Source organism: Pseudomonas neuropathica, assembly GCF_015461835.1.
GTDB classification, from domain to species: Bacteria; Pseudomonadota; Gammaproteobacteria; order Pseudomonadales; family Pseudomonadaceae; genus Aquipseudomonas; species Aquipseudomonas neuropathica.
This window is the reverse complement of sequence record NZ_JACOPX010000011.1, coordinates 1-19,692: the sequence shown is the minus strand read 5'-3', so window position 1 is coordinate 19,692 and position 19,692 is coordinate 1. Positions and strand designations below refer to the sequence as shown.

Below are 19,692 nucleotides of genomic sequence, written 5' to 3'. Positions count from 1 at the left end.
AACCACTCCACTCACGCTTTATCTGTCGCCGCCGGCAAGGTGAAGCCGGACACCGAACGTCGTAGCTGACTGGCCATTTTCGTCAGGTTGCCGATGCTCTCGGCGGTGGCCGTGGAGCCGGACGAGGTCTGCGAGGTGATCTGCTGGATCACGTTCATCGTCAGCGAGATCTGCCCGGCCGAAGTCGTCTGCTGCTGCGCTGCGTTGGAGATGCTTTGAATCAGCGCCGCAAGGGTCTTCGACACGCCTTCGATTTCTTCCAGGGCCACACCGGCATCCTGCGCCAGTCGCGCGCCGCGCACCACTTCGGTGGTGGTCTGCTCCATCGAAATGACCGCTTCGTTGGTGTCGGTCTGAATCGCCCGCACCAGGGTTTCGATCTGCCGGGTCGCGGCGGACGAGCGTTCAGCCAGTCGCTGCACTTCATCGGCGACCACGGCAAACCCGCGCCCGGCATCCCCGGCCATCGACGCCTGAATCGCCGCATTGAGGGCGAGGATGTTGGTCTGGTCGGCAATGTCGTCGATGAGGCTGACAATGTCGCCGATTTCCTGCGACGACTCGCCGAGACGCTTGATGCGTTTGGCGGTGTCCTGAATCTGCTCGCGGATGTTGTCCATGCCGTGGATGGTGTTGTGCACTACCTCGTTGCCCTTGTTGGCGATTTCCACAGAACGCTCGGCGACCGCCGAAGATTCGGCGGCGTTGGCCGAGACCTGATCGATGGATTCGGCCATGTCGCTGATCGCCGTCGAGGCTTCGGAAATCTGCTGGGCCTGATGCTCCGAGGCCTGCGCCAGATGCATGGCGGTGGCCTGGGTTTCCTGCACGGCGGCGGCAACCTGGCCGGCGGTGAGGTTGATGGTCGCGACGAGATCGCGCAACTGGTCGACGGAATAGTTGATCGAGTCGGCGATGGTGCCGGTGAAGTCTTCGGTCACCGAGGCGGTCACGGTGAGGTCGCCGTCAGCGAGGTCTTCGATTTCATCGAGCAGGCGCATGATCGCGTTCTGGTTGCGCTCGTTCTTCTCGGCGGTTTCACGCAACTGGCGGTTGGTTTCCCGGACCATCACCAGACCGATGAGGATGATCGAGGCCAGTGCCAGCAAACCGAGGACGTAGCCGCCGATGGTGTCGGTGTTACGCCCACCGGCAAGGTTCTCGAAACCGGTGGCCAGGTGCGAGGCTTCGTCGAGCAGGGTCTGCGAGAGGCTGAAGATGTTGCTCGCCGATTCGCGGACTTTGAACAGCTCCGGCGAGGTTTCGAGGATTTCATCGACGGAGCCGGAGACAAACTGGAACAGCTCGGAGATTTCACTCAAACGAGCACGGGCGTCGCGATCTTCGACCTGGCTGATTTTCAGCGCCGGGTTGCCTTGCAGCATGCCGTTGAGCACTTGGCCGAAACGGGTGGCATCACGGCCAAAGGCATCGGCGGCTTGCTGCGAGTTTTCGTCGCCGGCGAGCACCGTGTTGACCGCGCCGAGGATGCGTTCGGCGAGCAGCGACTGACGTTGGGCCATCGCCACTTGCGCGGCTGGGGCACCGCGCTGGAGGAGGATTTCGACGACTTTTTCGTATTCGATCTGCAACTGCGGCACGGTTTCGGCCAGCGTTGCGGCGACCTGATGCAGCGACAGCACGGTCTGTTCGCTGGAAAGAATCGCGTCGGTGTTTTTCAGCAGGCGTTCCCAGTCGAGCTGCACGGCGCGCATTTCCGGGCGCACAGTAGCCGGGGCGGGAGGCAGGCCGGTGGCCGGATCACCCTTCTTCAAGTAACCCCAGCGCTGAGCGAAATCGTTGCGTGCATCGCTGAGCAGCTTGAACGCGGCAGCCTTGCCGGCAGCGGCTTCGGTGGCGTTCTTGGCAATGCGTTGCGAGAGTACGCGCAGCTCACCGGCGTGGCCGATGTACTGTTTATCGTAGTTCGCCTGGGTGTTGAGGTAAGCGAAGTTGGCGAACAGCAGCATGATGAACACGATCAGTGCGATGAACAGCACGATGATCTGCGAGCGACTGCGCGAGCCTTCCGCCGGCTTGCCTGTTTTTGCTTTTGTCATCGGTCCTCGCCCTTAACCCACACCTTTGAGGCCTGCTGCAATCCCTGTGGGAGCGAGCTTGCTCGCGAAAGCGCTGGGTCAGCCAATATTTGTTTCGCCTGACACGCCCTCTTCGCGAGCAAGCTCGCTCCCACAGGGGACGGTGTTGAATCTGTTATACCGCGACGCTCATGAACACCGGGGATTTGGCCAGCGCAAACAGGCTGAACACCCGCCAGTTCTGCTCACGGCGGAAATAGCCTTTGACGAACTCGGCCTTCGAACCCTGGCGTTTGCTGATCGACAGCGGTTCAAAGCTGTTCTGCTCAAAGTGCTGCAAGCCAATGACTTCATCGACCATCAACCCGGCAAACACATCGCCATGCTCGACCACCAATACCCGTCGTTGTTTACGCAACGGCGACAGCTCATGCCCGAAGAAACCGCACAGATCCATGATCGGCAGCAGCCGCCCACGCAGGTTAGCCACACCTTTGACCCACGGCTTGACCCCGGGCAACTGAGTGAAACGCGGTTCGTGCAGCACTTCGCTGACTTCGCCCATCGGCGCCACATACCAATGCTCGCCGAGGCGAAAGCCGATGCCGCTCCAGCGATCCTGGCGCGCTGCTTGCGACGGCAGGTCTGCCGCCAGCAAGCGGCAGCGCTGGTCGATTTGCCAGAGCAGTTCGAACGCGGTCAGCGATTCGCTCATGGTCGCGCGATCAGCCTTTGAGCACGTTGTTCAGGGTCTTGATCAAGGTGTCTTCGTCGACCGGTTTGGTCAGGTAGTCCTTGGCGCCCTGACGGGTGCCCCAGACCTTGTCGGTTTCCTGATCCTTGGTGGTGATGATGATCACCGGGATGTGGCTGGTGTCGGCATCCTTGGTCAACTGGCGGGTCGCCTGAAACCCGTTGAGGCCGGGCATGACGATGTCCATCAGTACCGCGTCAGGTTTTTCCTGACGGGCCAGAGCCACGCCGTCGGCGCCGTTTTCGGCCTTCAGCACTTCATGGCCGTGCTTTTCGAGCATGCCGGTGAGTTTGTACATTTCAGTCGGCGAATCATCAACGATCAGGATACGTGCCATGGTTTTCCCCATTTTTCTTGTCGACGCGCGGCCCGCTGGCCGCGTGTCTCTGTACGTGTCTTACTGCGGCAAAACGGCGGCGAAGCCCGGAACATGGGCCTGAATCGCGTTGAGCAGTTCTTCCTTGCTAAAAGGCTTGGTCAAAAATTGATCAGAACCGACAATCCGCCCCTTGGCCTTGTCGAACAGCCCGTCGCGCGATGACAGCATGATCACCGGAGTCGCCTTGAACGCGCTGTTGTTCTTGATTAAAGCGCAGGTCTGATAACCATCCAGACGCGGCATCATGATGTCGACAAAAATGATCCCGGGATGGTTGTCGGCGATCTTCGCCAGGGCGTCGAAACCGTCGATCGCCGTGATCACGTCGCAACCGACATTCTTCAACAATGTTTCGGCGGTGCGACGAATCGTTTTCGAGTCGTCGATCACCATGACCTTCAAGGCGCTGGACTGCTGTTCCATAAGAGGGCTCTACCGTCGCCTTTGCGAATCAAATTGTCCGTTTTGCGATGAGTAATGGCTGGAAACCCTTGATGTTCAAGGGCCAGCACCGCTTGGCAGCCTTTTTAGCACAGTCTCCAGATGCAATCTATCGACGGGTTTTTCCTTGACCGAAAACCCGCCCGGCGCCACTCTGGCGGCACTTTTTCAATACCGATCCGGTAGCCAATTTTCGAGGAAAACCCAATGAGCGTTCGCGTCGGGATTGTCATGGACCCTATCGCCAGCATCTCCTATAAAAAGGATAGCTCGCTGGCCATGCTGCTGGCCGCGCAGAAGCGTGGCTGGGAACTGTTCTATATGGAACAGCGCGACCTGTATCAGGGCGAAGGTCAGGCACGGGCGCGGATGAAGCCGCTGAGAGTCTTCGCCAACCCGGAAAAATGGTTCGAACTGGACGCCGAGCAGGACAACCTGCTGAGCGATCTGGACGTGATCCTGATGCGCAAGGATCCGCCGTTCGACATGGAGTTCGTTTACTCCACCTACCTGCTCGAACAGGCCGAAACCGCTGGCGTGCTGGTGGTGAACAAGCCGCAGAGCCTGCGCGACTGCAATGAAAAGCTGTTCGCCACGCTGTTCCCGCAGTGCACGCCGCCAACCGTGGTCAGCCGTCGCGCTGACGTGCTGCGTGAATTTGCCGCGAAACACGGCGACGTGATCCTCAAGCCGCTGGACGGCATGGGCGGTACTTCGATTTTCCGCCACCGTGCCGGTGACCCGAACCTGTCGGTGATTCTGGAAACCCTGACCGCCCTCGGTGGCCAGCAGATCATGGGCCAGGCCTACCTGCCGGCGATCAAGGACGGCGACAAACGCATCCTGATGATCGACGGCGAGCCGGTGGATTACTGCCTGGCACGGATTCCGGCGCAGGGCGAAACCCGTGGCAACCTGGCTGCCGGTGGCCGTGGTGAAGCGCGCCCGCTGACCGACAAGGATCGCTGGATCGCCGCTCAGGTCGGCCCGACGTTGCGTGAGAAAGGCCTGCTGTTCGTTGGCCTCGATGTGATCGGCGAAAGCCTTACCGAAATCAACGTCACCAGCCCGACCTGCATCCGTGAAATCGACAATGCCTTTGGCACTGATATCGGCGGCATGCTGATGGATGCCATCGCCAAGAAGCTGCAAGCCGCCGGCAAATTGCCGCAAGCTTGATGCACGTCACATGCAGTCTGTCGCTTGAAGCGTGAAGCCCAAGGCGTGAAACCAACATTGCGTTATCATGCGCAGCCTCTGAAAAACGCGATGTTGGTTTTCTTGTCATGACCCTCCCGTCCGATCTGCCCGCAGAACTCGCCCACCGTGGCGTGCGCCCGGCCGATCGCCTCGGATTTACCCTGTTTCTCGCGGCGCTGATTCATTTGGCGCTGCTGCTCGGCGTCGGCTTCACGATGGTCGAGCCCAAGCAAATCAGCAAAACCCTGGAAATCACTCTCGCCACCTTCAAGAGCGACAAGAAGCCGGAGAAGGCTGACTTTCTCGCTCAACAGCATCAGGAAGGCAGCGGCACGCTGGACAAGAAGGCGATTCCGAAGACCACTGAGGTGGCGCCGTTCCAGGACAATCAAGTCAAGAAAGTCACCCCGCCACCGGCCGCCAAGCCGGAGGTGCAGGAGGCCGCACCCAAAGCTGCGGTGACCACCGTCGCGCCGAAACCTAAAAAAGCGCCGACCAAAAAAGAAGAAAGCAAGACCGAGGTCAAACCAACGGTCGATGCGCCGGAATTCGACAGCTCGCAGCTGTCCAGCGACATCGCCAGCCTCGAAGCCGAACTGGCCAAGGAACAGCAGTTGTACGCCAAGCGCCCGCGTATTCACCGTTTGAGCGCGGCGTCGACCATGCGCGACAAGGGTGCCTGGTACAAAGACGACTGGCGCAAGAAGGTCGAGCGCATCGGCAACCTCAATTACCCCGAAGAAGCACGGCGCAAGCAGATCTACGGCAATTTGCGCCTGATGGTCTCGATCAACCGCGACGGTTCGCTGTATGAAGTGCTGGTGCTGGAATCCTCCGGCCAGCCGCTGCTGGATCAGGCGGCGCAGCGCATCGTCCGGTTGGCAGCACCGTTTGCGCCGTTTACCGGGGACTTGTCGGACATCGACCGTCTGGAAATCATTCGCACCTGGAAATTTGCCCGGGGCGACAAGCTCTCGAGCAATTAAGGGCAAGATCAAAAGATCGCAGCCTTCGGCAGCTCCTACATTGGCCTGCATTCACATGTAGGAGCTGCCGAAGGCTGCGATCTTTTGGCGGCTTCAGCTTGTCAGTTTGCCCCCCGAACGCCACACTAGCGCACATGAAAAACGTCAGCCCCAGCTACCTCAAGCATCAATTCCTGATCGCCATGCCACACATGGCCGACCCGAACTTTGCCCACACCTTGACCTACATCGTCGAGCACACGGCCAATGGCGCTATGGGGATTGTGGTCAACCGGCCGCAAGAGCTGAATCTGGCCGACATCCTTGAGCAATTACGTCCGGACATCGACCCGCCAGCACTCTGCCAGCATGTGCCGATCTTCATTGGCGGCCCGGTGCAGACCGATCGCGGTTTTGTTCTGCACCCGGCGGGCAAGACCTTCCAGGCCACCGCGCAATTGGACGGTGATCTGGCCCTCTCGACCTCGCAGGACGTGCTGTTCGCCATTGCTGACGGCGTCGGCCCGGCAAAAAGCCTGATTGCCCTCGGTTACGCCGGTTGGGAAGCCGGGCAACTGGAAGCGGAACTCGCCGACAACGCCTGGCTGAACTGCCCGTACGACGCCGATATCCTGTTCAACACCAGCAGCGAATTGCGTCTGGAAGCGGCGGCCCGGCACCTGGGGATCAACCTCAGCCTGCTGACCAGCCAGGCAGGTCACGCCTGATGGCCCTGCGCCTGATTCTCGGCTTCGACTACGGCACCAAACAGATCGGCGTCGCGGTCGGCCAGGTGATTACCGGCCAGGCCCGTGAGCTGTGCACCTTGAAGGCACAGAACGGCGTTCCCGACTGGAACCAGGTCGAAGCCCTTATAAAAGAATGGAAACCCGATGCCGTTGTTGTCGGACTGCCGCTGAACATGGACGGCACCCCGAGCGACATGTGCGTACGCGCGGAAAAGTTTGCCCGCCGCCTCAATGGCCGCTTCAATCTGCCCTTCTATACCCACGACGAACGCCTGACCACGTTTGAAGCCAAAGGCGAGCGACTGGCCCGTGGCGGTCAGAAAGGCAGTTACCGCGACAACCCGGTGGACGCCATCGCCGCCGCTCTGCTGTTGCAGGGCTGGCTCGATGAAAACACTGCATTGTTTGAATCCTGACAAGCGCTTCGGCGCTTTTCTTTTGAGTGAAAAACCGAGTCGTGTCCAAGGACCCGATTCGCCCCCAACAAGGAGCAACCATGAGCCTGCCAAATCCCGCCGATCTGATCAGCCAGATGGCGACCCGCCTCAAGGCGCACCTTGCCCAGCGTGAAATCACTGAACCGCGTTACATCGGCATTCGCACTGGCGGTATCTGGGTCGCGCAGGCCTTGCTCAAGGAATTGGGCAGCGACGCGCCACTGGGCACGCTGGATGTGTCCTTCTACCGCGACGACTTCAGCCAGAACGGCCTGCACCCGCAAGTGCGCCCGTCCGCCCTGCCCTTCGAGATCGAAGGCCAGCATCTGGTGCTGATCGACGACGTATTGATGAGCGGCCGCACCATCCGCGCCGCCATGAACGAATTGTTCGACTACGGCCGCCCGGCCAGCGTGACTCTGGTCTGCCTGCTGGACCTCGACGCCGGCGAGCTGCCGATCCGCCCGAACGTGGTTGGCGCGACGCTGTCGCTGGCCGCTCACGAACGGGTGAAGCTGTCCGGCCCCGAGCCGCTGACGCTCGAACTGCAAGACTTCAACCTTTAATCCGCCCTATTGAGAGTCCCCTTCGCGATGACGCCTCTAGATACCAAGCGCCCGCTGCAGCTCAATGATCAGGGCCAGCTGCGCCACTTCCTCTCGCTCGACGGCCTGCGCCGCGAGTTGCTGACGGAAATCCTCGACACTGCCGACTCGTTCCTCGAAGTCGGTGCCCGGGCGGTGAAGAAAGTCCCGTTGCTGCGCGGCAAGACCGTGTGCAACGTGTTCTTCGAAAACTCCACGCGCACCCGCACCACCTTCGAACTGGCGGCCCAGCGGCTGTCGGCGGACGTGATTACCCTGAACGTGTCGACCTCGTCGGCGAGCAAGGGCGAAACGCTGCTCGACACCCTGCGCAACCTCGAAGCCATGGCCGCCGACATGTTCGTCGTGCGCCACGGTGATTCCGGCGCCGCGCACTTCATCGCTGAGCATGTCTGCCCGCAAGTGGCGATCATCAACGGCGGCGACGGCCGTCATGCGCACCCGACGCAGGGCATGCTCGACATGCTCACCATCCGTCGGCACAAGGGCGGTTTCGAAAACCTCTCGGTGGCCATCGTTGGCGACATCCTGCACTCACGGGTCGCGCGCTCTAACATGCTCGCGCTGAAAACCCTCGGTTGCCCGGACATCCGCGTGATCGCGCCGAAAACCCTGCTGCCGATCGGCATCGAGCAATACGGTGTGAAGGTTTACACCGACATGACCGAAGGCCTGAAAGACGTCGACGTGGTGATCATGCTGCGCCTGCAGCGGGAACGCATGACCGGCGGCCTGCTGCCGAGCGAAGGCGAGTTCTACCGCCTGTTCGGCCTGACCACCGCGCGCCTGGCCGGGGCCAAACCGGATTGCATCGTCATGCACCCGGGGCCGATCAATCGGGGGGTGGAGATCGAGTCCGCAGTGGCCGACGGCCCGCACTCGGTGATCCTCAACCAGGTCACCTACGGCATCGCGATTCGTATGGCCGTGCTGTCCATGGCCATGAGCGGGCAAACCGCGCAGCGTCAATTCGAGCAGGAGAACGCCCAGTGAAGCTCAGCATTCTCGGCGCACGCGTCATCGATCCAAGCAGCGGCCTGGATCAAATCACCGACATTCACGTTGAAGCCTGCAAGATCGTCGCCCTTGGCGCCGCTCCAGCGGGTTTCACGGCAGTGGAAACCATCGATGCACAAGGCCTTGTCGCCGCTCCAGGCCTGGTCGATCTGAACGTGGCCCTGCGCGAGCCGGGCTACAGCCGCAAAGGTTCGATCATCAGCGAAACCCGCGCAGCGGCTGCCGGCGGTGTGACCAGCCTGTGCTGCCCACCGAAGACCAAACCGGTGCTCGACACCTCCGCCGTGGCCGAACTGATCCTCGACCGCGCTCGCGAAGCCGGCAACACCAAGGTGTTCCCGATTGGCGCGCTGAGCAAAGGTCTGGACGGCGAACAACTGGCTGAGCTGGTGGCGTTGCGCGACGCCGGTTGTGTGGCGTTCGGCAACGGTCTGGAGAGCTTCCGCAACACCCGCACCCTGTGCCGGGCGCTGGAATACGCGGCGACCTTCGATCTGACAGTGATCTTCAACTCGCAGGATCACGATCTGGCCGAAGGTGGTCTGGCTCACGAAGGCGCGGTGGCCAGTTTCCTCGGCCTGCCGGGGATTCCGGAAACCGCTGAAACCGTGGCCTTGGCCCGTGATCTGCTGCTGGTTGAGCAAACCGGCGTACGTGCGCACTTCAGCCAATTGACCAGCGCGCGCGGCGTCGCGTTGATTGCTCAGGCTCAGGCCCGCGGCCTAAAGGTGACGGCGGATGTCGCGCTGTATCAGCTGATTCTGACCGACGAAGCATTGATCGACTTCAGCAGCCTGTATCACGTGCAACCGCCGCTGCGCACCCGTGCGGATCGCGATGGTCTGCGTGAGGCAGTGAAATCCGGCGTGATCTCGGCGATTTCCAGCCATCACCAACCGCACGAACGCGACGCCAAACTGGCGCCGTTCGGCGCGACCGAGCCGGGCATCAGCAGTGTTGAGTTGCTGCTGCCGCTGGCGATGACGCTGGTTGAGGATGGGTTGCTGGATCTGCCTACCTTGCTGGCGCGTTTGAGCGCTGGCCCGGCTGAAGCGCTGCGTCTGCCGGCGGGCAAACTGGCAGTGGGTGGTGCGGCGGATATCGTGCTGTTCGATCCGCAGGCTTCGACGGTGGCCGGTGAAGGCTGGCTGTCGAAGGGTGAGAACTGCCCGTTCATTGGGCACACTTTGCCGGGTGTGGTTCGCTACACGCTGGTGGATGGGCGGATCAGTCACCAGGCTTGATACCGGGTCAAGCCGATCGCGAGCAGGCTCACTCCTACATTGGATATGTGAACGACACAAATCCCCTGTGGGAGCGAGGCTGCTCGCGAAGCTTTACTGGAAGGTGCCTCTGCCTTCGGCGTTGCGTACGGACACCTGATCATTCAGCGTCCAGAAGTCATACAGCACCCCCAGAAAGAACAACCCGCCTGTCAGCAGATAGATCAGTCCGCTGATCCACTTGCCTTGGTACATCCGGTGCACGCCGAGTGCGCCAAGGAATGTCAGCAGAATCCACGCCACGTTGTATTCGATCGGCCCTGCGGTAAAACGCAGATCCGCCTCGCGATCCATCGCCGGGATCAGAAACAGGTCGATCAGCCAGCCAATACCGAGCAAACCGAAGGTGAAGAACCAGATCGTCCCGGTCACCGGCTTGCCGTAATAGAAGCGGTGAGCACCGGTAAAACCGAAAATCCACAGCAGATAACCGATGATTTTGCTGTGCGTATCTTGCTGCTGAACAAATTGTTGATAGGGGTTCATGAAGACCTCGATTCACACGATAGATAAATATTCTTGAATTCTTTGTGACTTTTTTACAGGTAGCCGACGTACGGCAAATGTTACCGTTGCTACCGTCAAAGCCTTATAGCACCTGACTTCTGTCCGACAATTGCGTCCATTTGCCGCTTATTTGGTTCCGTTGGCCGCCAACTGAATCGACCAACGGACTCGGAATGAAAAAAAACTCTGTTATAAAGTTGCGCGCTATCACTAAAGAGCCACGCCTAATGCGACCATTTTTCAAGACATGGCTAACCATCTGCCTATTAATGCCACTGGCCGCCCACGCCACCAATCGTGAGCAACGTCTTCCCAACGTTAACGGCTTTACCCCTAAATCCCATGCTTCGGCTCCTTCGAGCAAAAGCAGCAAAAGCAAAAACACCACGCTGAGCAGCAAGAGCCACAGCAAGCTGGTGCCACCGATGGCGAGCAAGGAAAGCAGCAATGTGCTGAGCCGTGCGGTCAACGTCCTCGGTACACCTTATCGTTGGGGCGGCAGCAGCCCAAGTAAAGGATTCGATTGCAGCGGTCTGGTGAAATACGCGTTCAACGACGCTACGTTCGACCTGCCACGCACCTCCAACGCCATGGCCAGCGGCCACGGCGAGAAAGTCGAGCGCAAGGATCTGAAGCCGGGCGACCTGATTTTCTTCAACATCAAGAGCCGTCGGGTCAACCACGTTGCCATCTACCTGGGCAACGATCGCTTCATCCACGCCCCGCGTCGTGGCAAAGCGGTGAGCATCGATACGCTGAACAAGCCGTATTGGGAACAGCATTACGTAGTTGCCAAGCGGGTGTTGCCGAAAGAGCCTGCAAGCAAGCAGATGCGCGTCGTTCAGCGCTAAGTCTTCGAAGCAAGATCAAAAGATCGCAGCCTTCGGCAGCCCCTACAATTGGAATGCATTTCCCTGTAGGAGCTGCCGAAGGCTGCGATCTTTTGCTTTTGGCGTTTAAAAATTATCCGGCGTGCGCGCCTTCTCCCGCGCATGTTCGCGGCTGATCAAGCCCTTGGTCACCAGTTCCTTCAGGCACATGTCCAGTGTCTGCATGCCCAACGCCCCACCCGTCTGAATCGCCGAATACATCTGCGCGACCTTGTCCTCGCGGATCAGGTTACGGATCGCCGACGTCCCCAACATGATCTCGTGCGCCGCCACCCGCCCGCCGCCGACCTTCTTGATCAGCGTCTGCGAAACCACCGCCAGTAACGACTCCGACAACATCGAACGCACCATCGACTTCTCGTCACCGGGGAACACGTCGACCACGCGGTCGATGGTTTTCGCCGCCGAGGTGGTGTGCAGCGTGCCGAATACCAAGTGCCCGGTTTCGGCTGCGGTCAGTGCCAGGCGAATGGTTTCCAGGTCACGCATCTCACCGACCAAAATTACATCCGGGTCTTCACGCAGTGCCGAGCGCAACGCAGTGGCGAAGCTGCGGGTATCACGGTGGACTTCACGCTGATTGATCAGGCATTTGCGCGATTCGTGAACAAACTCGATCGGATCTTCGATAGTCAGGATGTGGTGATGCCGGTGGGTATTGAGGTAATCGATCATCGCCGCCAGCGTGGTCGACTTGCCCGAACCGGTCGGCCCAGTCACCAGCACCAGCCCGCGCGGCGCATCGGTGATCTTGCGGAAGACGTCGCCCATGGCGAGATCTTCCATGCTCAGCACTTTCGACGGAATCGTACGGAATACGGCGCCTGCGCCACGGTTCTGGTTGAAAGCGTTGACGCGGAAACGCGCCACACCCGGCACTTCGAAGGAAAAGTCGGTTTCCAGATGTTTCTCGAAGTCGACCCGCTGGGTGTCGTTCATGATGTCGTAGATCAGTTCGTGCACTTGTTTGTGATCCAGCGCTGGCAGATTGATCCGCCGCACATCGCCATCGACGCGGATCATCGGCGGCAGACCGGCCGACAGGTGCAGGTCGGAAGCTCCCTGTTTGGCGCTGAAGGCCAGCAGTTCAGTGATATCCATAGCGCTCCTCAATTCCAGTAGAATGCCGCGAACCTTCCGACCGCTGGCGCCTCTTGATGTCCACGATAGCAGACAACATCCAACTGGTTAGTTCGCGCATCCAGGCAGCGGTAACAGCTGCAAACCGCGCTGAAAACAGCGTCCAGCTGCTCGCGGTCAGCAAGACCAAACCCGCCCAGGCCCTGCGCGAAGCGTATGCCGCCGGCCTGCATGACTTTGGCGAGAATTACCTGCAGGAAGCCTTGGGCAAACAGCTCGAACTGGCCGACCTGCCCTTGATCTGGCACTTCATCGGCCCCATTCAATCGAACAAGACTCGCGCCATCGCCGAGCATTTCGACTGGGTGCACTCCGTGGATCGCCTGAAAATCGCTCAACGCTTGTCCGAACAGCGCCCGGCCGAGTTGCCGCCGCTGAACATCTGCATTCAGGTCAACGTCAGCGGTGAGGCGAGCAAGTCCGGCTGCACCCCGACAGACCTGCCGGCACTGGCCGCGGCCATCAGCACCCTGCCCCGATTGAAATTGCGCGGGTTGATGGCGATCCCCGAGCCGACCGAGGATCGCGCCGAGCAAGACGCGGCCTTCGCCGCCGTGCAGAAACTGCAGGCGAGCCTCGATCTGCCGCTCGACACACTGTCCATGGGCATGAGCCACGACCTCGAGTCGGCCATTGCCCAAGGCGCCACTTGGGTGCGTATCGGTACGGCCCTGTTTGGTGCCAGAGATTATTCCCAGTCTTGAACCATTCCAGATAAGGACCACACATGAGCAACACACGTATTGCGTTTATCGGTGCGGGCAACATGGCGGCCAGTCTGATTGGCGGCCTGCGCGCCAAGGGGCTGGAAGCCGCACAGATCCGCGCCAGCGACCCGGGTGAAGAAACCCGCGCCAAAGTCAGTGCCGAACACGGCATCGAAACCTTTGCCGACAACGCCCAGGCCATCGACGGCGTCGATGTGATTGTGCTGGCAGTCAAACCACAGGCGATGAAAGCCGTGTGCGAGGCGATTCGCCCAAGCCTGAAACCCAATCAACTGGTGGTCTCCATCGCGGCCGGCATCACTTGCGCGAGCATGACCGCGTGGCTCGGCGAGCAGCCGATCGTGCGCTGCATGCCCAACACGCCAGCGCTGCTGCGTCAGGGCGTCAGCGGCCTTTACGCGACCAGCGAAGTGACCGCCGAACAGCGTCAGCAAGCCGAAGAGCTGCTGTCCGCCGTCGGCATCGCCCTGTGGCTGAACGAAGAGCAGCAACTGGATGCCGTGACCGCTGTGTCCGGCTCCGGCCCGGCGTACTTCTTCCTGTTGATCGAAGCCATGACCGCCGCCGGCGTCAAACTTGGCTTGCCCAAGGACATCGCCGAGCAACTGACTCTGCAAACCGCCCTCGGCGCCGCGCACATGGCGGTTTCCAGTGACGTCGACGCCGCCGAATTGCGCCGCCGCGTGACTTCGCCAAATGGCACAACGGAAGCTGCAATCAAGTCATTCCAGGCCAATGGCTTCGAAGCCCTGGTCGAAACCGCACTCGGCGCCGCCGCGCACCGCTCGGCCGAAATGGCCGAACAACTGGGCAAATAAGGAGCCTTACATGATTGGATTGAACACCGTAGCGGTTTACGTGCTGCAAACCCTCGGCAGTCTGTATCTGCTGATCGTGCTGCTGCGTTTCGTCCTGCAATTGGTGCGGGCGAACTTCTACAACCCGCTGTGCCAGTTTGTGGTCAAGGCCACACAGCCGCTGCTCAAACCTCTGCGCCGGATCATTCCGAGCCTGTTCGGCCTCGACATGTCGTCGCTGGTGCTGGCGATTCTGGTGCAACTGGCGCTGATGGCGCTGACCCTGCTGCTGACTTACGGCACCACCGGCAACCCGCTGCAACTGTTTATCTGGTCGCTGATCGGCGTGACAGCACTGTTCCTGAAGATCTTCTTCTTCGCACTGATCATCAGCGTGATTCTGTCGTGGGTCGCGCCGGGCAGCCACAACCCGGGAGCTGAACTGGTCAACCAGATCTGCGAGCCGGCACTGGCGCCATTCCGGCGTTTCCTGCCGAACCTTGGTGGCCTGGACCTGTCGCCGATTTTCGCCTTCCTCGCGCTGAAGATTATCGACATGCTGGTGATCAACAACCTCGCGGCGATGACGATGATGCCGGAAATCCTGCGCTTGCTGATGTGAGCTGGTTCCGTTGGGACGGTGACGACTTGATCCTCGAGTGTCACCTGCAACCGGCAGCCCGTAGCGATGACTTCGCCGGGCTGCACGGTGATCGTTTGAAGATTCGCCTGACTGCGCCGCCGGTTGAGGGCAAGGCCAATGCGTATCTGATGGGCTTTCTGGCCAAGGCATTCGGGGTGTCCAAGAGCCAGGTCAGTTTGCTCAGCGGCGAGCTGAACCGGCAGAAGCGCGTGAAGATTTGCTCGCCGAAGAAGTTGCCGGATTTGCCTGGGTTGGTTGGGCGCTTGTCTTGAGTTTTGCAGCGCCTGCGCCCCTCACCCCAGCCCTCTCCCCCTGGAGAGGTTGCCGATCTAGGGTGTTTTCGGAACCTGAGTTCAGCCCGGATAGATCAGGTCGGCGTAGCTCAAAAGAACACCTCGGTCGGCCCCCTCTACCTCTGGGAGAGGGCTAGGGTGAGGGCCGCTTGCCGCTAACCCCCCCGGTCTTTAGACTTACGCCTCATTTCAACGAGAGCAGGGTCGATGCCAACTGCCTTTCCCCCCGATTCTGTTGGTCTGGTGACGCCGCAAACCGCGCACTTCAGCGAACCGCTGGCGCTGGCCTGCGGCCGTTCGCTGGCCGCCTATGACCTGATCTACGAAACCTACGGCACGCTGAACGCGCAAGCGAGCAACGCCGTGCTGATTTGCCACGCCTTGTCCGGCCATCACCACGCCGCCGGTTATCACAGCGTCGACGACCGCAAACCCGGTTGGTGGGACAGCTGCATCGGCCCGGGTAAACCGATCGACACCAACAAGTTCTTCGTGGTCAGCCTGAACAACCTCGGCGGCTGCAACGGCTCCACCGGCCCGAGCAGCATCAACCCGGAGACCGGCAAACCGTTCGGCGCCGACTTCCCGGTGCTCACCGTGGAAGACTGGGTGCACAGCCAGGCGCGTCTCGCTGATCTGCTCGGCATCGGCCAGTGGGCGGCGGTGATTGGCGGCAGCCTCGGCGGCATGCAGGCGCTGCAATGGACCATCACCTACCCGGATCGCGTGCGTCACTGTCTGGCTATCGCTTCGGCACCGAAGTTGTCGGCGCAGAACATCGCCTTCAACGAAGTCGCGCGTCAGGCGATCCTGACCGATCCGGAATTCCATGGCGGTTCGTTCCAGGAAGCGGGCGTGATCCCCAAACGCGGGCTGATGCTGGCGCGGATGGTCGGGCACATCACTTACCTGTCCGACGATTCCATGGGCGAGAAATTCGGCCGTGGCCTGAAGAGCGAAAAGCTCAACTACGACTTCCACAGTGTCGAATTCCAGGTCGAAAGCTACCTGCGCTATCAGGGCGAAGAGTTCTCCGGACGCTTCGACGCCAACACCTATCTGTTGATGACCAAGGCGCTGGACTACTTCGATCCAGCGGCGAATTTCGACGATAACCTGGCGAAAACCTTTGAAAACGCCACGGCCAAGTTCTGCGTGATGTCGTTTACCACCGACTGGCGCTTCTCTCCGGCCCGTTCGCGGGAACTGGTGGATGCACTGATGGCGGCGCGCAAAGACGTCAGCTATCTGGAAATCGACGCACCGCAGGGCCACGACGCCTTCCTGATTCCGATCCCGCGCTACTTGCAGGCGTTCGGCAATTACATGAACCGCATCACGCTGTGAGAAAGCCATGAGAGCTGATCTGGAAATCATCCAGGAATGGATCCCCGCCGGCAGCCGCGTCCTCGACCTCGGTTGCGGTGACGGCGAACTGCTGACCTGGCTGCGCGACAACAAGAATGTCACCGGTTATGGCCTGGAAAACGACGCCGACAACATCGCCCAGTGCGTGGCCAAAGGCGTTAACGTCATCGAGCAGGATCTGGACAAGGGGCTGGGTAACTTTGCCAGCAACAGTTTCGACATCGTCGTCATGACTCAGGCCCTGCAAGCCGTGCATTACCCGGACAAGATCCTCGACGAAATGCTCCGGGTCGGTCGCCAATGCATCATCACTTTCCCGAACTTCGGCCACTGGCGCTGCCGCTGGTATCTGGCGAGCAAGGGGCGCATGCCGGTGTCCGAGTTCCTGCCGTACACCTGGTACAACACGCCGAACATTCACTTCTGCACCTTCGAAGACTTTGAAGAACTTTGCCGCGAACGTGATGCGAAGGTCATTGATCGGCTTGCCGTGGATCAACAGCACCGCCACGGGTGGGCCAGTAAGCTATGGCCTAATCTGTTAGGTGAGATCGGTATCTACCGCGTCAGCAGCCCGCAGCTTGCAGACCACAAAGTCGCGGTCTGAATCCCGTCATTTCGAGGAGCACGATCATGGGTCGTTTAGCGTTGTTGTTATTGACTGCCTGCCTGAGCGCCAGCGCCCTGGCGGCCGACGTCATCAAGGGCGAGCGCCAGGAAACCTTTGGCGACGTCACGGTGCACTACAACACCTTCAACTCGACGTTTCTGACGCCGGACATCGCCAAGGCAGCGGAACTGGTGCGCAGCAAGAATCAGGGCGTGATCAATGTCTCGGTGATCAAGGACGGTAAACCACTGATCGCCAACGTCACCGGCACGGTCAAAGACTTGACCAGCCAGAGCGTGCCGCTGAATTTCCGCCAGATCACCGAACAGGGCGCGATCTATTACATCGCCCAGTACCCGGTGGAGCAGCAGGAAACCCGCACCTTTGAAATCAAGGTGCAGAACGGCGACAAGATCAACACCATCAATTTCAACCAAGAACTCTTTCCCGGCGAATGATGAACATCAAGCAGCTCGTACTGGCCAGCCATAACGCCGGCAAACTCAAAGAACTCCAGGCCATGCTCGGCGACTCGGTGCAACTGCGCTCGATTGGCGAGTGGAGCAAGGTCGAGCCGGAAGAAACCGGTCTGTCGTTCGTCGAGAACGCGATCCTCAAGGCCCGCAACGCCGCACGCATTTCCGGGCTGCCGGCACTGGCCGACGACTCCGGTCTGGCGGTGGATTTCCTCGGCGGAGCGCCGGGCATCTATTCGGCACGTTATGCCGACGGCCAGGGCGATGCGGCGAACAATGCCAAATTGCTCGATGCACTGAAAGATGTGCCGCAAGCCGAGCGCGGCGCGCAGTTCGTCTGCGTGCTGGCATTGGTGCGTCACGCCGATGATCCGTTGCCGATTCTCTGCGAAGGCCTGTGGCACGGACGGATTCTGACCGCTGCCAGCGGCGAGCACGGTTTCGGTTATGACCCGCTGTTCTGGGTACCGGAACGCGACGTGTCCAGTGCTGAACTGAGCCCGACCGACAAGAACCAGATCAGCCACCGCGCCCGTGCAATGGATCTGCTGCGCCAGCGTCTGGGCCTGAAATGACCGACAGCCCCTCCGCGTCGTCGCTGATCATCGGCGGCGCCGCTTCTTCGCCTCGGGCGCCGCTGCCGACGCTGCCGCCCCTGGCGCTGTACATCCACATCCCGTGGTGTGTGCGCAAATGCCCGTATTGCGATTTCAACTCGCACACTGCCAGCCCGGTGTTGCCGGAGCAGGAATACGTTGATGCGCTGCTGGCCGATCTCGATCAGGATCTGCACGCCGTGTACGGTCGTGAAATCAGTTCGATCTTCTTTGGTGGCGGCACGCCGAGCCTGTTCAGCGCCGAAGCCCTCGGGCGGCTGCTGGAAGGCGTCGAACAGCGGATTCCGTTTGCTCACGACATTGAAATCACTCTGGAAGCCAATCCCGGAACGTTCGAGCAAGAGAAGTTCGTCGCCTACCGCAAGCTGGGGATCAATCGCCTGTCGATCGGCATCCAGAGCTTCCAGCAGGAAAAGCTCAAGGCGCTTGGCCGGATTCACAACGGTGATGAAGCGGTGCGCGCGGCGGGCATGGCGCGGCAGGCCGGGTTCGATAACTTCAACCTCGACTTGATGCACGGTTTGCCCGATCAGTCGCTGGACGATGCCCTGAGCGATCTGCGTCAGGCCATCGCGCTGAATCCAACGCACATTTCCTGGTATCAGCTGACGCTGGAGCCGAACACGGTGTTCTGGAATCAGCCGCCGGTGCTGCCGGAAGACGACACGCTGTGGGACATCCAAGAGGCCGGGCAGGCGCTGCTGGCCGAGCACGGTTACGCGCAGTACGAAGTGTCGGCTTATGCCCAGGCCGGGCGTCCGGCGCGGCATAACCTCAATTACTGGAGTTTCGGCGACTTCATCGGCATCGGTGCGGGCGCGCATGGCAAGTTGAGTCATCCGGACGGGCGCATCGTGCGGACGTGGAAGACGCGGCTACCGAAGGACTATCTCAACCCGGCAAAAAGCTTCCAGGCTGGCGAAAAAGCGCTGACCAATGACGAGATGCCGTTCGAGTTTCTGATGAACGCTTTGCGCCTGACTGCGGGCGTTGAGTCGCGTCTGTATCCGGAGCGCACCGGGCTGTCGCTGGAAAGCCTCGCCGAAGGCCGGGCCGCGGCAGAACAAAGCGGTCTGTTGCAGGTCGAACCGTCACGTCTGGCGGCCACCGAGCGCGGACAGCTGTTTCTCAACGACTTGCTGCAACAATTTCTGAACTGATTTCAGTGCTAAGGGAAAACGCATGGATTTGATACTCGACCTGCTCGCCACCGTCTCCCGCTGGAGCCGCAGCAACCTCTCGGAAATCGCTCTGGCCCTGGTCGGCTGCCTGCTGGTGCTGTTCGGCGCTGACTTCAAAGGCTGGGTCGAGCAGCGCCTGGGCAGCATAGCCGGCGCCTTGCGCATACCGCTGATGTCGCTACTGTGCGTGATCGGCAGCGGCGCCGCGCTGATCTACGCCACGCCTTGGGTGATCAAGGGTTTGAGCCAGTTCAACAACTACAGCCTGGCGCCAGTCCTGCTGGTAGTCCTTGTCCTCATCGGCGTAGTCGCCGACCGCCGCTGATCTTTCAGTACACCCAAAACGACTGTAGGAGCTGCGGCACGCTGCGATCTTTTGATCTTGATTTGAAGATCAAGAGATCGCAGCGTGCCGCAGCTCCTACAGGGGTATTGCGTGATGCTTAGGACTGCTTTTCGAACTTCAGGTCCCACACGCCATGGCCAAGACGTTCGCCGCGGCGTTCGAACTTGGTGATCGGGCGTTCGGCCGGGCGTGGTACGCACTTGCCGTCTTCGGCGAGGTTGCGCTAG

At 60.4% G+C, this 19,692-nt stretch carries 24 protein-coding genes and 1 pseudogene; 18 read left to right on the top strand and 7 right to left on the bottom strand.

Annotated features, from left to right (window positions below; translation table 11 throughout):
- Window positions 1-11: 11 nt before the first annotated feature.
- From H8F23_RS17210 to pilG, 4 genes are all read right to left on the bottom strand, one after another.
- Window positions 12-2,060: a methyl-accepting chemotaxis protein gene (locus tag H8F23_RS17210; protein WP_194935184.1), complete on the bottom strand. Its 2,049-nt coding sequence runs from the start codon at window positions 2,058-2,060 to the stop codon at window positions 12-14.
- A gap of 154 nt (window positions 2,061-2,214) precedes the next feature.
- Entirely contained in the window at window positions 2,215-2,754 is a 540-nt protein-coding gene (locus tag H8F23_RS17205) for a chemotaxis protein CheW (protein WP_194935183.1), read from the bottom strand.
- A 10-nt stretch (window positions 2,755-2,764) separates the two neighbouring features.
- Window positions 2,765-3,130, bottom strand: a complete 366-nt coding sequence (pilH, locus tag H8F23_RS17200; RefSeq protein ID WP_007913674.1) for a twitching motility response regulator PilH — start codon at window positions 3,128-3,130, stop codon at window positions 2,765-2,767.
- Between the two features lie 60 nt (window positions 3,131-3,190).
- The gene (gene pilG / locus H8F23_RS17195; RefSeq protein ID WP_194935182.1) at window positions 3,191-3,595 is read right to left on the bottom strand and encodes a twitching motility response regulator PilG; all 405 of its coding nucleotides are present in this window, start codon (window positions 3,593-3,595) and stop codon (window positions 3,191-3,193) included.
- Window positions 3,596-3,820: 225 nt separating this feature from the next.
- On the opposite strand from pilG, the gene gshB reads away from it, so the two are divergent.
- The 7 genes from gshB (at window position 3,821) to H8F23_RS17160 (ending at window position 9,830) form a co-directional block, all read left to right on the top strand.
- Entirely contained in the window at window positions 3,821-4,792 is a 972-nt protein-coding gene (gshB, locus tag H8F23_RS17190) for a glutathione synthase (protein ID WP_194935181.1), read from the top strand.
- Between the two features lie 107 nt (window positions 4,793-4,899).
- The gene (locus H8F23_RS17185; RefSeq protein WP_194935180.1) at window positions 4,900-5,799 is read left to right on the top strand and encodes an energy transducer TonB; all 900 of its coding nucleotides are present in this window, start codon (window positions 4,900-4,902) and stop codon (window positions 5,797-5,799) included.
- Window positions 5,800-5,933: 134 nt separating this feature from the next.
- Complete coding sequence (locus tag H8F23_RS17180; RefSeq protein ID WP_016985971.1) at window positions 5,934-6,506, top strand: YqgE/AlgH family protein; 573 nt, start codon at window positions 5,934-5,936, stop codon at window positions 6,504-6,506.
- Window positions 6,506-6,943, top strand: coding sequence for a Holliday junction resolvase RuvX (gene ruvX / locus H8F23_RS17175; RefSeq protein ID WP_064589634.1), 438 nt, complete (start codon window positions 6,506-6,508; stop codon window positions 6,941-6,943). The genes H8F23_RS17180 and ruvX overlap by 1 nt, the downstream gene beginning before the upstream one ends.
- A gap of 80 nt (window positions 6,944-7,023) precedes the next feature.
- Window positions 7,024-7,530: a bifunctional pyr operon transcriptional regulator/uracil phosphoribosyltransferase PyrR gene (gene pyrR, locus H8F23_RS17170; protein ID WP_034153653.1), complete on the top strand. Its 507-nt coding sequence runs from the start codon at window positions 7,024-7,026 to the stop codon at window positions 7,528-7,530.
- Between the two features lie 27 nt (window positions 7,531-7,557).
- Window positions 7,558-8,562: an aspartate carbamoyltransferase catalytic subunit gene (locus H8F23_RS17165; RefSeq protein ID WP_007913665.1), complete on the top strand. Its 1,005-nt coding sequence runs from the start codon at window positions 7,558-7,560 to the stop codon at window positions 8,560-8,562.
- Window positions 8,559-9,830, top strand: a complete 1,272-nt coding sequence (locus tag H8F23_RS17160; RefSeq protein ID WP_194935179.1) for a dihydroorotase — start codon at window positions 8,559-8,561, stop codon at window positions 9,828-9,830. Before H8F23_RS17165 ends, H8F23_RS17160 begins: the two co-directional genes overlap by 4 nt.
- 93 nt (window positions 9,831-9,923) lie before the next feature.
- Here H8F23_RS17160 and H8F23_RS17155 read toward each other — a convergent pair whose 3' ends face one another.
- Window positions 9,924-10,355, bottom strand: coding sequence for an NINE protein (locus H8F23_RS17155; RefSeq protein WP_194935178.1), 432 nt, complete (start codon window positions 10,353-10,355; stop codon window positions 9,924-9,926).
- Window positions 10,356-10,603: 248 nt separating this feature from the next.
- Between H8F23_RS17155 and H8F23_RS17150 the strand changes: the two genes are divergently transcribed.
- Window positions 10,604-11,227 (top strand): C40 family peptidase, encoded by a 624-nt coding sequence (locus H8F23_RS17150; RefSeq protein ID WP_194935177.1) that lies wholly within the window; start codon window positions 10,604-10,606, stop codon window positions 11,225-11,227.
- Window positions 11,228-11,332: 105 nt separating this feature from the next.
- Here the strand turns inward: H8F23_RS17150 and H8F23_RS17145 are convergent, their stop codons facing one another.
- Window positions 11,333-12,367 carry a type IV pilus twitching motility protein PilT gene (locus H8F23_RS17145; protein ID WP_194935176.1) on the bottom strand — a complete coding sequence of 345 codons (1,035 nt, stop codon included), beginning with the start codon at window positions 12,365-12,367 and terminating at the stop codon, window positions 11,333-11,335.
- Window positions 12,368-12,423: 56 nt separating this feature from the next.
- On the opposite strand from H8F23_RS17145, the gene H8F23_RS17140 reads away from it, so the two are divergent.
- From H8F23_RS17140 to H8F23_RS17095, 10 genes are all read left to right on the top strand, one after another.
- Window positions 12,424-13,110, top strand: coding sequence for a YggS family pyridoxal phosphate-dependent enzyme (locus H8F23_RS17140; protein ID WP_194935175.1), 687 nt, complete (start codon window positions 12,424-12,426; stop codon window positions 13,108-13,110).
- A gap of 23 nt (window positions 13,111-13,133) precedes the next feature.
- The gene (proC, locus tag H8F23_RS17135; RefSeq protein ID WP_093429835.1) at window positions 13,134-13,952 is read left to right on the top strand and encodes a pyrroline-5-carboxylate reductase; all 819 of its coding nucleotides are present in this window, start codon (window positions 13,134-13,136) and stop codon (window positions 13,950-13,952) included.
- Between the two features lie 10 nt (window positions 13,953-13,962).
- Window positions 13,963-14,553, top strand: a complete 591-nt coding sequence (locus H8F23_RS17130) for a YggT family protein (RefSeq protein WP_194935174.1) — start codon at window positions 13,963-13,965, stop codon at window positions 14,551-14,553.
- Complete coding sequence (locus tag H8F23_RS17125; protein WP_007913642.1) at window positions 14,550-14,846, top strand: DUF167 domain-containing protein; 297 nt, start codon at window positions 14,550-14,552, stop codon at window positions 14,844-14,846. The genes H8F23_RS17130 and H8F23_RS17125 overlap by 4 nt, the downstream gene beginning before the upstream one ends.
- A 228-nt stretch (window positions 14,847-15,074) precedes the next feature.
- On the top strand, window positions 15,075-16,214 hold the full coding sequence (gene metX, locus H8F23_RS17120; protein ID WP_007913641.1) for a homoserine O-succinyltransferase MetX: 1,140 nt from the start codon (window positions 15,075-15,077) through the stop codon (window positions 16,212-16,214).
- A gap of 7 nt (window positions 16,215-16,221) precedes the next feature.
- On the top strand, window positions 16,222-16,842 hold the full coding sequence (gene metW / locus H8F23_RS17115; protein WP_007913638.1) for a methionine biosynthesis protein MetW: 621 nt from the start codon (window positions 16,222-16,224) through the stop codon (window positions 16,840-16,842).
- Window positions 16,843-16,868: 26 nt separating this feature from the next.
- Window positions 16,869-17,303 (top strand): DUF4426 domain-containing protein, encoded by a 435-nt coding sequence (locus H8F23_RS17110; protein WP_123454321.1) that lies wholly within the window; start codon window positions 16,869-16,871, stop codon window positions 17,301-17,303.
- A complete protein-coding gene (gene rdgB, locus H8F23_RS17105) occupies window positions 17,300-17,896 on the top strand; it encodes an RdgB/HAM1 family non-canonical purine NTP pyrophosphatase (RefSeq protein WP_194935173.1) in 597 nt (198 codons plus the stop codon). The genes H8F23_RS17110 and rdgB overlap by 4 nt, the downstream gene beginning before the upstream one ends.
- Window positions 17,893-19,098 (top strand): radical SAM family heme chaperone HemW, encoded by a 1,206-nt coding sequence (gene hemW, locus H8F23_RS17100; protein ID WP_228759278.1) that lies wholly within the window; start codon window positions 17,893-17,895, stop codon window positions 19,096-19,098. The genes rdgB and hemW overlap by 4 nt, the downstream gene beginning before the upstream one ends.
- Window positions 19,099-19,120: 22 nt before the next feature.
- A complete protein-coding gene (locus H8F23_RS17095) occupies window positions 19,121-19,444 on the top strand; it encodes a DUF3392 domain-containing protein (RefSeq protein WP_034153666.1) in 324 nt (107 codons plus the stop codon).
- Window positions 19,445-19,562: 118 nt separating this feature from the next.
- Here H8F23_RS17095 and H8F23_RS17090 read toward each other — a convergent pair.
- A pseudogene (locus H8F23_RS17090) lies at window positions 19,563-19,688 on the bottom strand (tRNA (guanosine(46)-N7)-methyltransferase TrmB); the annotation flags it as partial.
- Window positions 19,689-19,692 lie beyond the last annotated feature (4 nt).

Bases quoted from the DNA above. Each gene is read 5' to 3' on its own strand.
- H8F23_RS17155 (WP_194935178.1), bottom strand. From the start codon at position 10,355: ATGAACCCCTATCAACAATTTGTTCAGCAGCAAGATACGCACAGCAAA.
- H8F23_RS17130 (WP_194935174.1), top strand. From the start codon at position 13,963: ATGATTGGATTGAACACCGTAGCGGTTTACGTGCTGCAAACCCTCGGC.
- H8F23_RS17205 (WP_194935183.1), bottom strand. From the start codon at position 2,754: ATGAGCGAATCGCTGACCGCGTTCGAACTGCTCTGGCAAATCGACCAG.
- pyrR (WP_034153653.1), top strand. From the start codon at position 7,024: ATGAGCCTGCCAAATCCCGCCGATCTGATCAGCCAGATGGCGACCCGC.
- ruvX (WP_064589634.1), top strand. From the start codon at position 6,506: ATGGCCCTGCGCCTGATTCTCGGCTTCGACTACGGCACCAAACAGATC.
- H8F23_RS17165 (WP_007913665.1), top strand. From the start codon at position 7,558: ATGACGCCTCTAGATACCAAGCGCCCGCTGCAGCTCAATGATCAGGGC.
- H8F23_RS17210 (WP_194935184.1), bottom strand. From the start codon at position 2,060: ATGACAAAAGCAAAAACAGGCAAGCCGGCGGAAGGCTCGCGCAGTCGC.
- metX (WP_007913641.1), top strand. From the start codon at position 15,075: ATGCCAACTGCCTTTCCCCCCGATTCTGTTGGTCTGGTGACGCCGCAA.
- H8F23_RS17185 (WP_194935180.1), top strand. From the start codon at position 4,900: ATGACCCTCCCGTCCGATCTGCCCGCAGAACTCGCCCACCGTGGCGTG.
- H8F23_RS17145 (WP_194935176.1), bottom strand. From the start codon at position 12,367: ATGGATATCACTGAACTGCTGGCCTTCAGCGCCAAACAGGGAGCTTCC.
- pilH (WP_007913674.1), bottom strand. From the start codon at position 3,130: ATGGCACGTATCCTGATCGTTGATGATTCGCCGACTGAAATGTACAAA.
- hemW (WP_228759278.1), top strand. From the start codon at position 17,893: ATGACCGACAGCCCCTCCGCGTCGTCGCTGATCATCGGCGGCGCCGCT.
- pilG (WP_194935182.1), bottom strand. From the start codon at position 3,595: ATGGAACAGCAGTCCAGCGCCTTGAAGGTCATGGTGATCGACGACTCG.
- metW (WP_007913638.1), top strand. From the start codon at position 16,222: ATGAGAGCTGATCTGGAAATCATCCAGGAATGGATCCCCGCCGGCAGC.
- H8F23_RS17110 (WP_123454321.1), top strand. From the start codon at position 16,869: ATGGGTCGTTTAGCGTTGTTGTTATTGACTGCCTGCCTGAGCGCCAGC.
- H8F23_RS17150 (WP_194935177.1), top strand. From the start codon at position 10,604: ATGCGACCATTTTTCAAGACATGGCTAACCATCTGCCTATTAATGCCA.
- H8F23_RS17140 (WP_194935175.1), top strand. From the start codon at position 12,424: ATGTCCACGATAGCAGACAACATCCAACTGGTTAGTTCGCGCATCCAG.
- gshB (WP_194935181.1), top strand. From the start codon at position 3,821: ATGAGCGTTCGCGTCGGGATTGTCATGGACCCTATCGCCAGCATCTCC.
- H8F23_RS17095 (WP_034153666.1), top strand. From the start codon at position 19,121: ATGGATTTGATACTCGACCTGCTCGCCACCGTCTCCCGCTGGAGCCGC.
- H8F23_RS17180 (WP_016985971.1), top strand. From the start codon at position 5,934: ATGAAAAACGTCAGCCCCAGCTACCTCAAGCATCAATTCCTGATCGCC.
- rdgB (WP_194935173.1), top strand. From the start codon at position 17,300: ATGATGAACATCAAGCAGCTCGTACTGGCCAGCCATAACGCCGGCAAA.
- proC (WP_093429835.1), top strand. From the start codon at position 13,134: ATGAGCAACACACGTATTGCGTTTATCGGTGCGGGCAACATGGCGGCC.